Annotated in this window: 11 protein-coding genes; 3 read left to right on the top strand and 8 right to left on the bottom strand. The window is 60.9% G+C overall.

Annotation, left to right across the window (positions count from 1 at the left end):
- Positions 1 to 46 precede the first annotated feature (46 nt).
- The 8 genes from B7L09_RS19795 to B7L09_RS19760 all read right to left on the bottom strand — a co-directional run bounded on the left by B7L09_RS19795 (position 47) and on the right by B7L09_RS19760 (position 12,902).
- Positions 47 to 3,499 (bottom strand): GMC family oxidoreductase N-terminal domain-containing protein, encoded by a 3,453-nt coding sequence (locus tag B7L09_RS19795; RefSeq protein WP_010467023.1) that lies wholly within the window; start codon positions 3,497 to 3,499, stop codon positions 47 to 49.
- A 1,023-nt stretch (positions 3,500 to 4,522) separates the two neighbouring features.
- A complete protein-coding gene (locus tag B7L09_RS19790; protein WP_094470280.1) occupies positions 4,523 to 5,089 on the bottom strand; it encodes a GNAT family N-acetyltransferase in 567 nt (188 codons plus the stop codon).
- Between the two features lie 83 nt (positions 5,090 to 5,172).
- A complete protein-coding gene (gene etfB / locus B7L09_RS19785; protein WP_094470279.1) occupies positions 5,173 to 5,943 on the bottom strand; it encodes an electron transfer flavoprotein subunit beta in 771 nt (256 codons plus the stop codon).
- A gap of 15 nt (positions 5,944 to 5,958) precedes the next feature.
- The gene (gene etfA, locus B7L09_RS19780) at positions 5,959 to 7,179 is read right to left on the bottom strand and encodes an electron transfer flavoprotein subunit alpha (protein ID WP_094470278.1); all 1,221 of its coding nucleotides are present in this window, start codon (positions 7,177 to 7,179) and stop codon (positions 5,959 to 5,961) included.
- The gene (gene dgcB, locus B7L09_RS19775) at positions 7,179 to 9,128 is read right to left on the bottom strand and encodes a dimethylglycine demethylation protein DgcB (protein WP_094470277.1); all 1,950 of its coding nucleotides are present in this window, start codon (positions 9,126 to 9,128) and stop codon (positions 7,179 to 7,181) included. The genes etfA and dgcB overlap by 1 nt, the downstream gene beginning before the upstream one ends.
- A 110-nt stretch (positions 9,129 to 9,238) precedes the next feature.
- Positions 9,239 to 11,299, bottom strand: coding sequence for a dimethylglycine demethylation protein DgcA (dgcA, locus tag B7L09_RS19770; RefSeq protein WP_094470276.1), 2,061 nt, complete (start codon positions 11,297 to 11,299; stop codon positions 9,239 to 9,241).
- A 15-nt stretch (positions 11,300 to 11,314) separates the two neighbouring features.
- Positions 11,315 to 11,845, bottom strand: a complete 531-nt coding sequence (locus B7L09_RS19765) for a DUF5943 domain-containing protein (RefSeq protein WP_064454457.1) — start codon at positions 11,843 to 11,845, stop codon at positions 11,315 to 11,317.
- A 79-nt stretch (positions 11,846 to 11,924) separates the two neighbouring features.
- Positions 11,925 to 12,902: a dipeptidase gene (locus B7L09_RS19760; protein WP_094470275.1), complete on the bottom strand. Its 978-nt coding sequence runs from the start codon at positions 12,900 to 12,902 to the stop codon at positions 11,925 to 11,927.
- Positions 12,903 to 13,138: 236 nt separating this feature from the next.
- Between B7L09_RS19760 and B7L09_RS19750 the strand changes: the two genes are divergently transcribed.
- Genes B7L09_RS19750 through B7L09_RS19740 form a run of 3 tightly spaced genes read left to right on the top strand, consistent with a single transcriptional unit; the run spans position 13,139 to position 14,229 of the window.
- Positions 13,139 to 13,540, top strand: coding sequence for a lysozyme inhibitor LprI family protein (locus B7L09_RS19750; RefSeq protein WP_094470273.1), 402 nt, complete (start codon positions 13,139 to 13,141; stop codon positions 13,538 to 13,540).
- An 18-nt stretch (positions 13,541 to 13,558) separates the two neighbouring features.
- Entirely contained in the window at positions 13,559 to 13,780 is a 222-nt protein-coding gene (locus tag B7L09_RS19745) for a helix-turn-helix domain-containing protein (RefSeq protein ID WP_141213484.1), read from the top strand.
- 32 nt (positions 13,781 to 13,812) lie between these two features.
- Positions 13,813 to 14,229 carry a DUF3010 family protein gene (locus B7L09_RS19740; protein WP_094470272.1) on the top strand — a complete coding sequence of 139 codons (417 nt, stop codon included), beginning with the start codon at positions 13,813 to 13,815 and terminating at the stop codon, positions 14,227 to 14,229.
- Positions 14,230 to 14,301 lie beyond the last annotated feature (72 nt).

Genomic DNA, 14,301 nt, shown 5'->3' with positions numbered 1-14,301 from the left:
TCGCTCCTACATTGAGAATCCCACTGTATTCAAACCACCGGCGGTATTAGCCGAGGGCGGTTTTCTCCAGGTGTTGCAGGATGATCGGGTACACATCGACCACCGCGTCCTTGCCGAACATGCAATCGATATGACCGTACCCCGGCACCACATGCCGGCTGTAACGCTCCGGCCCATGGACCTTGCACACGCGGTCATAAGTCTTGAGCGTGCTTTCCGGCAGGTAGCACTGGTTGTCCGCGCCGCTGATAAAGCAGATCGGCATGCTCAGCCGGTCGAAGTGCGGCATGTAGACGTCGTCACCCTTGAAGTCCACCAGATGGCCTTTGCGCACGATCAGCGCCAGGTGCTCGAAGGTGTGCATGTTCGACTCGCCAAACAATTCGTGCAGGTTGTCGTGCAAGGTTTCGTTGAGGGTGTCGTGGCGATACAACGACGCGTACATGAAGGTGATGCGATGGCACACCGGGTTGGTGCAGTAGCCTTGGGCCTCAATCCGGGCGTAGCCGTTGAGCGCCTTGTCGTAGAGCTTGTTGAACCAGTTCTCCTTGTTGTCGGCATACGCCGTGAGGGATTTGATGCCGATGGCGTCGAGCATGCCCGGCAGGTGCAAACCGGCCTTGAGCCCGGTTGCCGTGGCGACCACCGTATCCGCCGCGATCTGCGAGCAGACCACCGAGCGCACGCCCTGCAGCCCGGCCAGCAACGACATGAAGAAGGTCGTCGCGCCGTAGCAATGCACCACGCACTGCACGTCCGCCGCCTCGGTTGCCTGGCAGATCTGCGCGATGGCCGCCTTGAAGTCGTACTGGGCGATCTGGTCGCCGTTCCATTCCTTCTTGCTCGCCGGCAGCAGGATGCTCACCCGCAAATCCAGGAGCCAGACGTCGTACTCGTGCTTGCACAAGAACTCCAGCAGGTTGGTCTGGATGGTGTCGGTGGAGAAAATATTCGAGCCCACGCCCAACCCATGAACCAGCATCACCGGCCCTTTGCTGCCGCCCTGATAACGGGTCAGGCGCAATTCGACGTTGTCTTCGGTCTGGAAGAAATGCACCACTGGCGACGGCGCATCCAGGGGTCGTTTGAGCCGTGGCGGTGCGTCGGGATTGAAGTAGATGTCGCCGGCGAACACGCCGCCATAGCTCTCCCAGAGAATCCCGGCGAAGAACTTGCCGAACCGCGCCAGGCCTTCGATGCGTTCGCGTTCGTTGCGGGCGTTGAGCACCTTCATGGTGGTCATTTGCTTGGCAAAGTCGGTCGGATGGATGTGCATCACCCCGCTGCCGATCACCTCGCCGGTCTTGTCCGGCCCGCGATACAGCGTCACGTAGAGGGTGCTGGTGTCGTGCCAGATGTTCAGCACGCCGTTGTCCTCGGGCACGGTTTTGAAGGCGCTGAAGTAAAAGTCGCTGCCGTCCTCGGCGGTCAGTTTCATGTCGTACTTCATGTGGCGTACGCCGACCTGCTGCTGATACTGCTCGAACAGGTTGAACACGCCGTTGCTGGCGGTCAGCGGCTGCGGCGACAGGCTCGGGGCGTTGACCGTACCGACCAGCGTCGCGGCGTGCTCCGGCTCCTTGATCATGCGATTGAGGTCGTTGGCGGTGATGGTCAGGGTGAAATCGATGGGCGAGTTATCTGCCTCGCCGCGTTTGGCCGCCGCTTCGTAGACCTTCAGGTCAGTACTTTGGGCTGCGGTGAAGGCCCGGGAAAAGTAGCCTTTCATGGTTTCGGTGAATTGCACGCCGAGCGTTGGCGGCGCCACTTGTTTGCGTGGGGCCGAAGGCAGCGTGTAGTCGATCTGCCAGCCGCGATCGGCAGCCAGCAGGCCCATGTTGCGCTCGCTCACCGCCGAAATCGTCAGCAGCGGATTGACCGCCAGGGACGTCGGAATTACCGCGCCGTCGGTCACGTACAAACCGGCATACACGTCAGTCCCGCTGGCGCCGCTGAACACCTGGCCCTTGTGGTTGACCACGCCCTGCCCCGCGTCCTCGCCCATGACGCAACCGCCCAGGGGGTGTACCGAGACGATGCTGTGTTTGAGCAATTTGGTCCAGATCGGGTTCTCGACCCAGATGCCGCCCAGTGCCTTGGTGCTCAGGTGCAGCCGTTCATTGCCGATCTTGACGTTTTCCTGCTCGCCAACGCCCGGCCAATCGATGCGCAGCTGATCCTTGCTGTCCAGCACCATCCGGCCCTTGCCGTCGTCGTGGCTCATGATCAGGTACGTCTGCATGTTGTGCAGCGCGCCGTAATACGGGCCACGGAGGAAGCTTTCGGCTTCGCGTTCCTTGTACTTCAACTTGCCGGTAAAACTGTCGTCGGTGGGCTGACCGATCAGCTCGGCGAACCCGGCCATGCTCGGCACCATCGGCCGACCGAGGGCACCGGGGATCGATCCTTCTTCGATGACCATGCGGCTACGCCAGTCGCCTTCGGTGCGCATGTCGATGACCGAGGTGATGCACGGGCCGACCGGCTGCAATTCCTTCGCCGGATGCGCGCCGAAACCGATGCCATTGATCGGTTGTGCGCAATTGTGACCGAAGCCGAGGATGTCGCCGTTGCCGCTCATGTTCTCGCCGAGCTGGCCGGACATCGACAGGCCTTTGTCCCGGGAGCGCAGGAGGATTTCGGTGGAGCCGAGGGTGCCGGCAGACACAACGACGATGTCGGCTTTGACGAACAGCGTCGGCGCCGAGAACTTCTCGCGGCCGCTGTCCAGGTACTGGAAGTGCACGATCCAGCCATCGCCGTCGCGCTCCAGATGCCGCACTTGCGCCTGGCAGAAAATCTCCGCGCCATGGTTCCAGGCGTCCGGCAGATAATTCATCAGCGTGGTGTTCTTGGCCTTGTTGTTACAGCCCGAGACGCAGTCGCCGCAATGGTTGCAAGGCAGTTGTTCAACACCGACATGGTTGAGGTTGTTCGGCAGTTTGTCGAAGGTCACGTTGATCGGCGGCCGGTAAAAATGCGCGCCTTGCTTGAGGTAGTCCGCCGACTTCTTGTTCGCTTCGAGTTTCGGCAACACCGGCGATGTAGCGGGATACGGATTGGGCTTGAGCATTTCCCGCGCCCGGGCGTAACCGTCCTTGAGCAAGGTGTCGCGATGTTCGCGCACCGCCAATGGCCAGCGCGGATCGTCGAAGACACCGGGCTCCGGTTCGAGGGCGACGTTGGCGTTGATCAGCGACGTACCGCCCAGGCCGCAACCGACCACCACGTTCTGCTGGGCGTTGACGTGCAGATCGAACAACCCGGTGCGCGAACCGATGTGGCCGTCCGGGTCGTGCACCTGCAATTCCTCGGTGGCTGCCAGCATCGTGTTCGGGTATTCGCCGGGTTGTATCTCCCGGCCCCGTTCCAGCAGGCAGACCCGCTTGCCGGCGCGGGACAGGCGCGACGCTGCGATCCCGCCGCCGTAACCCGAGCCGATGACGATCACGTCGTAATGTTCCTTGATGTCGCTGATGGGCGTTGCGATCCGTGTCATGGGACTTTCCTCTATAAGGCAGATAGGGCAACTCTGCGGTTGCCTGCAATCGATGGGCGAACGAGTACCTGGCCACTGAGTGAACTCAACGGCAGCACGCGGGTGTCACTACGAAAGGTCGGGCGCTATAGGCGAGCGCGCTGATTGGCGGCGTGGCGGTGAATGCGTTTGCGCAACAAGACCGCCGGGAGGGGTACGCACGTTGCGAAGAAAATGGGGGCGGGCTGGCTATCCACACAACATTTGTGAACACCCCAATCACTGTGGGAGCGGGCTTGGCCGCGATTGCGTTCTCCAAGACACCGCATCCCTTACTGCAAAACTCCCCTCATCTTAGAACTGTACGAAATATGATCTATTACGTTCAGGCCTATGCGCAACGTGGCTCCCAGCCTTCCGCAAACAACTTATCCACACCTCCACCCACAGCTAATGGGGACAAGTCTATTTTTACGGATAACTTTCGTCTAATAAAGTGAATAAAAACCGTGACTTATCCAGAAGCAGGGTTTTGAACAGCGATTGGCTGTTTTTTGATCGAAAGCCTGCAAGGCACGTTATACGTGGCGTACAGCGGATGGCGAACACCTTATCCACAGAAGCGCCAACAGACTTTGGGGGCAACTTTCATGGATCTGTGGAAAACCCGCGCAAACCACGGTAAATCAAGGTTTGTGCGGTGTTTGTCGCGTCAAAACGGTGATTTGATCGTTTTTTAATCAACCACCGGATAAGCCCGTTTTATATAGCCTGTAGAGGACAACAAACATCTTATCCACAGATGCGCTAACAGAGATTGGGGGCAAGTATTGGCGCGCGTATAAAGTTATCCTCTGGAAAAAGCGTGAAAAAACCGCAAGTTAGCCTGGTTGTTTTTTGTACGAAGGGTTGCAGGGCTTGTTTTGTATGGGGTGTAGCGAAGCGCGAACATGTTATCCACAGAAGCGTTAACAGGGATTGTGGGTAAAACCGATCAGCGCCTGTTGAAACACGACAAGCCAGCTCATAGAGAAATGTAGCTCACTAGGGCCGATACATCAGGTAGGCCTCCCCCGTGACCCGAATCATCGGATGGGGCGTGATCTGGCAGGTGTCGACGATGCGAAAGCCATGACGCTCATAGAACCGGCGAGCGCCAGTGTTGGCGGCGTAGTCGATCAGGCTCAAGCCGTTGAGCCCGAGCCGGTTGGCACGGTCGTAGGCGTAGGCAAGGAATTGCTTGCCCAGGCCCTGGTTGCGCCAACCCTCATGCAGCGCCAGGCTGGAAATGTAGAGGGTGTCGGGGATTTCCATCTTCGCGTAGGGCGCCAGGACCGGATCGGTCGTCGGCTCTGCCAGCGGATCGTGACGCATCACGTAGCTGTGCAGCATGCCGATGACCCGGCCCTCCGACTCTGCGATAAGGCAGTTCTGCCAGGAGAAATCTACGTCGTCGCGGGCGTAACGAATAGCGCCGACTTCCAGCAAATCCTGACCGGGCTGCGCCAGTTGGCTCCAGATGTAATCGGCAGCCCCCTCCGATGTGATTTGAAACAGACGCGCAATCTCCCGCGCATCGGCGCGCACTGCCGAACGAAATTCAACGGCCATTGTTTCCCCGTAAATGTTGGTGACACGAACGTCCTTTGGGAGCGGGCTTGCCCGCGAAAGCAGTAGATAGTGGTGAAATTGAGTTAGCGGACCACGCCTTCTTCGATCAGCAACTTGAGAATCGCCTCAGCCCCGGCTTCAGGGCTAAGCCCCTTGAGCACTTGCCCACCGCCGCCGCTGGCCTTGGCCGTCGCTGCTTTCATCCGGTCGGCGCCGCTCTTGGCCTTGATCACCTTCAAGCGTTTGGGCCGTGGCTTGGCCGGTTGCAGGGTGGCGACGGCCAATAATTCATCGTCAACCACTTCGACTTCATCGGCCTGCAACACCCCACGCCGCGCCGGGCCGTAAGCGCTCTGCCGAGGCTTCGGTGCCGCGTTATCCACAGTCGCCAGGAATGGCAGTCGAACCTTCAGCCGACGACGCTGACCACGGGGCAAGGCTTGCAGCACCAGCGCCGAACTGCCATCGATGGATTCCACCTGAGCCAGCCCGACCACCAGCGGCCAGCCGAGGCTTTCGGCCAACAGGAACGGGAGCATGCCCGAACCTTCGCCGGTTTCCGCCTGGCTGCCGGTCAGCACCACTTGCGCCCCGGCGTCACGCAGATACGCGGTCAACGCCGGCAATGCATCGGCGCCTTGCGGTTGTTCGAGCACATGCAGTTGTTCCAGGCCCATGCCCAGATAGGCGCGCAATGCAGGTTCGGCAACATCGCCGGCATGCAGCACTTGCAAGTTATCCCCAGCCAGTTGCAGACCCAGTTCCACCGCCCGCGCATCCTGCTCCGCGCGACGTGGTCGGCCGGAGGTCGGGTGGGCGCCGATGGACACCAGGCTGATGATTTTCGTGCTCATAACCCTTTCCTTTCCTTAAGCCGCATCGCGCTTGGCTTCGTTGCGGTAAGCCTCTACCGCCGCGATCAAGGCTTGAAGAATCTCGGCGCTTTCGCCGATCACCGACAGGTCGGCACGCTTGATCATGTCGCAGCCAGGGTCCAGGTTGATCGCCACCACCTTGTCGCAGGCACCGATACCTTGCAGGTGCTGGATCGCCCCGGAAATCCCCACGGCTACATACACCCGCGCCGTGACCCAGGTGCCGCTGGCGCCGACCTGGCGATCACGCGCCATAAAGCCGTCGTCCACCGCCACCCGCGAGGCGCCTTCGGTCGCACCGAGGGCTTCAGCGGTCCTGTGGAAAAGTCCCCAGTCCTTGACCCCGTTACCGCCGGAGAAGATGAACTCGGCTTCGGCCATCGGAATCGCCGCCGGATCCACCGCCACGGCGCCCAAGTCCTCGATCCGCGACAAGCTGCGCGCCAAGGGTGTGGATAACTCCACGGGCAACACTTCATGGCGCGTNTCGCTGACCGGNTCGGCGCATTCGACGGCGGCCAGAATCAAGCGTGCGACCGGGCGCGCAAGGTCTTGCAAACCCGCACCAGCGCGGCCAATGCATTCCTGATCCTTGACCTGCCAGACCCGCGTGGCCGGGCGTTCGCCCAGTGCGGCGGCAAAGCGTCGACCAAGTTCACCGCCACCGCTGCGGCTGTCCGGCAGCAACCAATGGCGCGGGTTGAACTGGTTATCCACAGCCCGCAGGCCCTGGACGCGTTGCTCCGGTGAATAACCGCTGAATTCATCGCCGTCCAATACCAGCAAGCGATCGACACCTGCGGTGGTGAAGGCGTTTTCCTTGTGTTCGCCGAAAACCACGGCCAACACCGCGCCGTCCTTGCCGGCCAATTGATGAGCGAGGCCGAGCACGTCGCGGTCGTGGCTGCTCAGGCGGCCGCCGACCATGTCGGGCACCACGCTGATGTAAAACGAAGGTGCCGGCACTTGATGCAGTGGCAATTGCACTTCAACGGCAGCAGTGCGTTTAGTCGCCCCGCCCTGCTGAGCGCCGCTGCGGTCAATGCGCTTGATGCCGTTGGGGCCAATAAAACCGATGCCGTGCAGGTTCTTGCGGATGACGCCGTTCGGGCCCATCCAACTGTGTTGCAGCGGCTGCATCGCCGCATGCAAGGGGTGCAGGCGGTTACGGGCGATCCATTCGGCCCGTGGATCGCGGCGGATAATGTCGCTCATCAGTGGGCCTCCGCAGGTTCACGTTGGGCCGGTTTGGCCGGCTTGCTCGGGGCCGCATCTTCGAGCAACGCGTCCGCCACCAGTTCGGCGATGTCCTTGATCAATGGGCGCGGCTCGACGACGCCTTCGAGCATCGCCGTGCATTGCGGGCAGCCCACGGCCACCAGCTCGGCGCCGGTTTCGCGGATGTCTTCCATACGCATATCCGGGATACGTTGCTTGCCGGGGATATCGGTGATGGGCGCACCACCGCCACCGCCACAGCAGCGCGAGCGGAAACCGGAGCGTTGCATTTCCTTGACCTCGATACCCAGCGCCCGCAGCACTTGGCGCGGCGCCTCGTATTCGCCGTTGTAGCGGCCGAGGTAGCACGGGTCGTGATAGGTCACGCTACTGCCCTTGTGCTGGCCCAGGTTCAGCGCCCCCTCGCCGATCAGCTCGGCCATGAACGTGCTGTGGTGCTGCACGAGGTAGTTGCCGTCGAAGGCGCCGTATTCGTTTTTCAGCACNTGGAAACTGTGCGGGTCGCAGGTGACGATGCGCTTGAAGCTGTACTTGGCCAGGGTCTGGATATTGCGCGCAGCCAGCAGCTGGAACGTGGCTTCGTCCCCCAGACGCCGCGCCACATCACCGCTGTCGCGCTCTTCAAGGCCCAGCACTGCGAAGTCGACCTTGGCCGCTTTCAGCACTTTGACGAAGGCGCGCAGGGTGCGCTGGTTGCGCATATCGAAGGCGCCGTCGCCGACCCAGAACAGCACGTCGACGGACTTCTTCTCGCTCATCAGGTTGAGGTTCAAGTCCGCCGCCCAGTTCATCCGCCCGCCCGGGGCGAAGCCGCCGGGGTTGTCGGTGGCGATCAGGTTCTCGAGGACTTCGGCGCCCTTGTTCGGCGTGGCACCTTTTTCCAGGGTGAGATGGCGGCGCATGTCGACGATGGCGTCCACGTGCTCGATCATCATTGGGCACTCTTCNACACAAGCCCGGCACGTGGTGCAGGACCACAGGGTCTCAGCGTCCACCAAACCGTTGACGATCGGTTGATGCGGGTTGCCGGCGTGCTCGCCGATGGCCTTGCCTGGATACGGGCTGCCAGCGAATTTGGCATCGGTGCCACCGGCCAGGCCGACGACCATGTCCTGAATCAGTTTTTTCGGGTTCAGCGGCTGGCCGGCGGCGAATGCAGGGCACGCGGCTTCGCACTTGCCGCACTGCACGCAGGCGTCGAAACCAAGCAGTTGGTTCCAGGTGAAATCCTTGGGTTTTTCCACGCCCAGTGGCGCAGTTTTATCGCTCAAGTCCAGCGGTTTCAAACCGGTGGAGCGGCCGCCACCAAAGCGCTCGGCGCGGCGGTGCCAGGCCAGGTGCAGGGCACCGGCGAAGGCATGCTTCATCGGGCCGCCCCAGGTCATGCCGAAGAACATCTCGGACACGCCCCACAGCACGCCGACACCGAGGATCGCTGCCACCACCCAACCACCGAAGTTTTCCGGAAGGATGCCGGCCACCGGCAGGGTCAACAGGAAGAAGCTCACCGAGAACGCCATCAGGCTTTTCGGCAGGCGCATCCACGGGCCTTTCGACAGGCGCGCCGGTGGGTTNCGGCGACGCAGGTAGACAAAGATCGCACCGACGAACATCACCACCGTCATCAACAACAGCGCGTAGCCGAGGATGCGGTTATGCAGGCCAAAACCGTGAACCAGAATCGCCAGCACGATGGACGCCACCGCGCCACCGGCCGTGGCCACGTGGGTATTGGCGATGTATTTGTCCCGCGCCACGACGTGGTGCAGGTCGACCATGTAGCGCTTGGGCATGGCCAGCAGGCCGCCGAGCAAGTCGACCTTGGAGGCACGGCCTCGGCGCCACATAGCCACCCGCCGCAACGCGCCGAGGACGGCGAGGCCCAGGGCTGCGAACAACAGGATTGGAAGAAGGGTGTTCAACATGGTGGAGCTCCCAAAGACCTCGGGGTCTTGCAGGTCGAGATGCCTTACTCGGTTCCTGTGGGAGCGGGCTTGCCGGGCAAGCCCGCTCCCACAGGGTCATGTGCAAGCCGTTAGAAGTCTTTGCACAACCGCAGCGCGTCGTAGATCGCCGCGTGGGTGTTGCGCTGCGCCACACAATCACCGATGCGGAACAGCAAGTACCCGTCACCCGTTTCGCTCAGGCACGGCTGCGGCTTGATCGCGAACAGGGCTTCGATGTCCATCTGGCCTTTGTTGCGCGAACCTTCCTTGAGCCCGTAATAGATTTCTTCATCCGGGCGCACGCCGTTCTCGACGACCACCTGATCGACCACCCGCTCTTCTTTGGCGCCGGTGTATTCGTTCTCCAGCACCGCCACCAGCTTGTCGCCTTCGCGGTAGACCTTTTCCAGCATCATGTCGCCGGTCATGATCACTTCCTTGGGGTACATGCTGCGGTAGTACGTCGGGAACGACGTACCGCCAATGGCCACACCCGGTTTGATATCGTCAGTGACGATCTCGACCTGGCTGCCCTTGTCCGCCAGGAAGTCCGCCACCGACATGCCGGTGAATTCGCAAATGGTGTCGTACACCAGCACGTTCTTGCCCGGCGCGACTTTGCCGTCGAGCACGTCCCAACTGCTGACCACCAGGCCTTCGGCCGCGCCCCAGTGTTCGTTCTGCTCCAGGAACGGATGACCGCCCACCGCCAGCACGACCACGTCCGGACGCAGGTCCAGGATGGTCGCCGCGTCCGCCGCCACGCCCAGGCGCAGGTCGACGTTCAGGCGTGCCAGTTCCAGCTGGAACCAGCGGGTGATGCCGGCAATCTGGTCACGCTGCGGGGCTTTGGACGCGGTGGTGATTTGCCCGCCGATAAAGTCTTTCTTCTCGAAGAGGGTTACATCGTGGCCACGCTCGGCGGCAACGCGCGCCGCTTCCATCCCGGCAGGACCGGCCCCCACCACCACGACTTTGCGTTTGGGCCCGATGGATTTCTCGATGATGTGCGGCACACCCATGTATTCACGGGACGTCGCGGCGTTCTGGATGCACAACACGTCCAACCCCTGGTACTGGCGGTCGATGCAGTAGTTGGCGCCGACGCACTGCTTGATCTGGTCGATCTGGCCCATCTTGATCTTGGCGATCAGGTGCGGGTCGGCGATATGGGCACGGGTCATGCCGACCATGTCTACATAGCCGCCTTCCAGAATGCGCGTGGCCTGGTTCGGGTCCTTGATGTTCTGCGCGTGCAGCACCGGGGCCTTGACCACTTCCTTGATACCGGCGGCCAAGTGCAAAAACGGCTCCGGTGGATAACTCATGTTCGGGATCACGTTGGCCAGGGTGTTGTGGGTGTCGCAACCTGAACCCACGACGCCGATAAAATCGAGCATGCCGGTGTCGTCGTAATACTTGGCGATCTGTTTCATGTCCTCGTGGGACAAGCCGTCCGGATGGAACTCATCGCCGCACAGGCGGATGCCCACACAGAAATCCGGGCCGACTTCCTTGCGTACCGCCTTCAAGACTTCCAGGCCGAAACGCATGCGGTTTTCAAAGCTGCCGCCCCATTCGTCGGTGCGTTTGTTGACCCGTGGGCTCCAGAACTGGTCGATCATGTGCTGGTGCACCGCCGACAGCTCCACGCCGTCCAGGCCACCGGCTTTCGCCCGCGCCGCAGCCGTGGCGTAGTTGCCGATCACGCGCCAGATTTCTTCCGGCTCGATGGTCTTGCAGGTGGCGCGGTGCACCGGCTCGCGGATGCCCGATGGCGACAGCAAGGTCGGCCAGTGTTCGCCGTCCCAACGCGAGCGGCGGCCCATGTGGGTAATCTGGATCATGATCTTGGCGCCATGCTTGTGCATGGCATCGGCCAGGTTCTGGAAGTGCGGGATGATCCGGTCGTCGGCCAGGTTCACCGATTTCCACCAGCCTTGCGGGCTGTCGATGGCCACGCTGGAAGAACCGCCGCAGATGGCCAGGCCGATCCCGCCCTTGGCTTTCTCTTCGTAATACTTCACATAGCGGTCGGTGGTCATGCCGCCGTCGGTGGCATACACCTCGGCGTGGGCGGTACTGAGCACGCGGTTGCGGATGGTCAGTTTGCCGATCTGGATCGGCGCAAACATTGCTTCGAAAGCCATGGCAGGGTCCTCGACTTACAACGGCTTGACGGTGAACAGCCCGTCGTCGTGGCCTTCTTCGGAGCCACCGTAGACTTGTTCGGCCACCGTGCGGATGTTACTGCCGCGCGCTTGCAGAATCTGGTCCATGGCGCCGGCAAACCACCCGGTGAACATGTAGTCGACCTTGCGCCCGACCTTGCCGTACACATAGACGAATGCCGAGTGTTCGAGCTTGACGCTGGCGGTGCCTTTGTCGAGGTCGATGTCCTGGATCTTGAACAGGCCCCAGCCGCGTTGCGACAGGCGTTTCATGTAGTGCTCGAACACCGCAACGCCTTCCAGGCCGTGGCATTCAGCTTCTTTTTCACACCAGTGCCAGGCGGATTTGTAGCCGGCCTTGTAGAGGATTTCGGCGTAGGCTTCGCTGCCCAGCACTTCTTCGATACCCATGTGGTTATTGACGAAGAAATGGCGCGGCACGTACAGCATCGGCAGGGCGTCGGAGGTCCAGACACCGGTTTCGCTGTCGACTTCGATTGGCAATTGCGGGGCGATCTTGGCCATGGAAACTTAACTCCAGAAAATTTTGGGTGTTGCCCCCGGCGCGGACGGCCGGGGGAAAGAATTCTTCAGATGCGGTGGCTTATTCGCCCCAAACGTCCTTGAGGACGTTGACCCAGTTCTCGCCCATGATCTTGCGCACCACGCGCTCGCTGTGGCCGCGCTTGAGCAGGGTCTCGGTGAGGTTGGGGAACTCGCCCACGGTGCGGATGCCCAGCGGGTTGATGATCTTGCCGAAGCTGGTCAGGCGGCGGGCATAACCCTTGTCGTGGGTCAGCATTTCGAAGAAATCCTGGCCATGGCCCTGGGTGAAGTCGGTGCCGATGCCGATGGCGTCTTCGCCAACGATGTTCATGGTGTATTCAATGGCTTCGGCGTAGTCGTCGATGGTCGAATCAATGCCCTTGGCCAGGAACGGCGCGAACATGGTCACGCCGACAAAACCGCCGTGGTCGGCAATGAACTTCAGCTCTTCATCGGACTTGTTGCGCGGGTGCTCTTTGAGGCCCGACGGCAGACAGTGGGAGTAGCACACCGGCTTTTTCGATTCGAGGATGACTTCTTCGGAAGTCTTGGAGCCGACGTGGGACAGGTCGCACATGATGCCGACGCGGTTCATTTCGGCAACGATCTCACGGCCGAAACCCGACAGGCCGCCGTCGCGCTCGTAGCAGCCAGTGCCGACGAGGTTCTGGGTGTTGTAGCACATCTGCACCACACCGACGCCGAGCTGCTTGAAGATCTCGACGTAGCCCAGTTGGTCTTCAAATGCATGGGCGTTCTGGAAGCCGAACATGATGCCGGTCTTGCCCAGTTCCTTGGCTTTGCGGATGTCGGCGGTGGTTTTCACCGGGATCACCAGGTCGCTGTTCTCACGGATCAGGGTCTGGCTGGCCACAATGTTATTGATCGTGGCCTGGAACCCTTCCCACACCGACACGGTGCAGTTGGCGGCGGTCAGGCCACCTTTGCGCATGTCCTCGAACAGGTCGCGGTTCCACTTGGCAATGATCAGCCCGTCGATAACGATGCTGTCGGCGTGCAATTCGGCTGGGCTCATCAGGCGNCCCCTTATTGGCGATTCATGCGCCGAATCGTCTGCCGGCGCTTTGGGGCCAGCATATGCCNNAGGGNCANCNTAGCCGGGTGCAAAAACGACAGGGGGTTTGCCGAAAGCGTCAATCCGCGACAAAGGGTCGTTGATGGACGCAATCGCCCACCTGTTCAAGGGCCGCCGCTTGGGCCAGAATTCGCTGCATTACCGAATAGGCACTGAAAAATAGGGGCTGCGTCGCAATGAGAACGATCTTCCTGGCTTTGGCACTGATAGCGACCGGCGTACACGCGGCTGAAGAGGCCGACGACAACCCCTGCGACAAGGTCGAAAACGACGTCCAGACCCTGGAATGCTCCGCCTACAGCAGAACCACCGCCGAAGACCTGCTCAAAGACAACTACCAAAGCCTGAACGAGCGCATGCAAACCGCCTACGGCAAGAACCCGGCGCAACTGACCGACATCACCGCCAAGCTCAAAGCCGCGCAGCAGCAATGGCTAAAGACCCGGGATGCGGATTGCGCGGTTGAAGCGTTCCCGGCGACCAGCGGTAGCAAGGCGTTCACCATTGCGCAGAATGATTGCGTGGCGCGGATGAGTGATGAGCGGTCGGAGTTTTTGGAGTCGATCGGGCAGGAGTGAAGGCGAACGCCAGTCGTTTTGAGCTGTAAGCTGCACGCCATCAGCCAGTTAAGGAATTCACATGAAAATCTCAGGGCCTGGCGCGAACACCTGAACCTTACACAGGATGAGGTGGCCAAACGCATGGGCATTTCTCAACCTGCTTTTGCCCGGCAAGAGACTGTAGCGAAGCCTCGCAAGGCCACCCGTGGAGTCGATCGGGCAGGAGTGAAGGCGAACGCCAGTCGTTTTGAGCTGTAAGCTGCACGCCATCAGCCAGTTAAGGAATTCACATGAAAATCTGCGGCATCGAAATCAAAGGCAGCGAAGCGATCATCGCCGTGGCCTCGCTGGACGGTCAGACGCTTAGCCACGTCGCCCTGGCCACCAAGAAAATCGCCCTCGACGATGACGACGAAGCCGCGAACGTCAAAGTGTTTGCCGCTCAGGTGGCGTCGTTTGTGCGTGAGAATTCCGTCGACAGGATCGCGATCAAGAAGCGCAGCAAGAAAGGTGAGTTTGCCGGTGGGCCGACCACGTTCAAGATCGAGGGNGTGTTTCAGTTGTTGGAGAGNTGCGAGGTGACATTGCTGTCACCACAGACCATTAATGCGCAGAACAAGAAACACAACTTTGATCTGCCGGCCTCGCTGAACAAGTATCAGCATGAGGCCTACAAGGCGGCGTGTTCGGCCTTGGTAAAGAAATAAGCCACACCAAAGATCAATGTGGGAGCTGGCTTGCCTGCGATGGCATCAACTGTGTGTCACTGATACACCGAG

Origin of the sequence: Pseudomonas mandelii (assembly GCF_002251635.1) — a bacterium.
Classification (GTDB): domain Bacteria; phylum Pseudomonadota; class Gammaproteobacteria; order Pseudomonadales; family Pseudomonadaceae; genus Aquipseudomonas; species Aquipseudomonas mandelii_B.
This window is presented reverse-complemented; position numbering and strand designations above follow the sequence as displayed.

Bases quoted from the DNA above. Each gene is read 5' to 3' on its own strand.
- B7L09_RS19795 (WP_010467023.1), bottom strand. From the start codon at position 3,499: ATGACACGGATCGCAACGCCCATCAGCGACATCAAGGAACATTACGAC.
- etfB (WP_094470279.1), bottom strand. From the start codon at position 5,943: ATGAGCACGAAAATCATCAGCCTGGTGTCCATCGGCGCCCACCCGACC.
- B7L09_RS19750 (WP_094470273.1), top strand. From the start codon at position 13,139: ATGAGAACGATCTTCCTGGCTTTGGCACTGATAGCGACCGGCGTACAC.
- B7L09_RS19760 (WP_094470275.1), bottom strand. From the start codon at position 12,902: ATGAGCCCAGCCGAATTGCACGCCGACAGCATCGTTATCGACGGGCTG.
- B7L09_RS19765 (WP_064454457.1), bottom strand. From the start codon at position 11,845: ATGGCCAAGATCGCCCCGCAATTGCCAATCGAAGTCGACAGCGAAACC.
- B7L09_RS19790 (WP_094470280.1), bottom strand. From the start codon at position 5,089: ATGGCCGTTGAATTTCGTTCGGCAGTGCGCGCCGATGCGCGGGAGATT.
- dgcA (WP_094470276.1), bottom strand. From the start codon at position 11,299: ATGGCTTTCGAAGCAATGTTTGCGCCGATCCAGATCGGCAAACTGACC.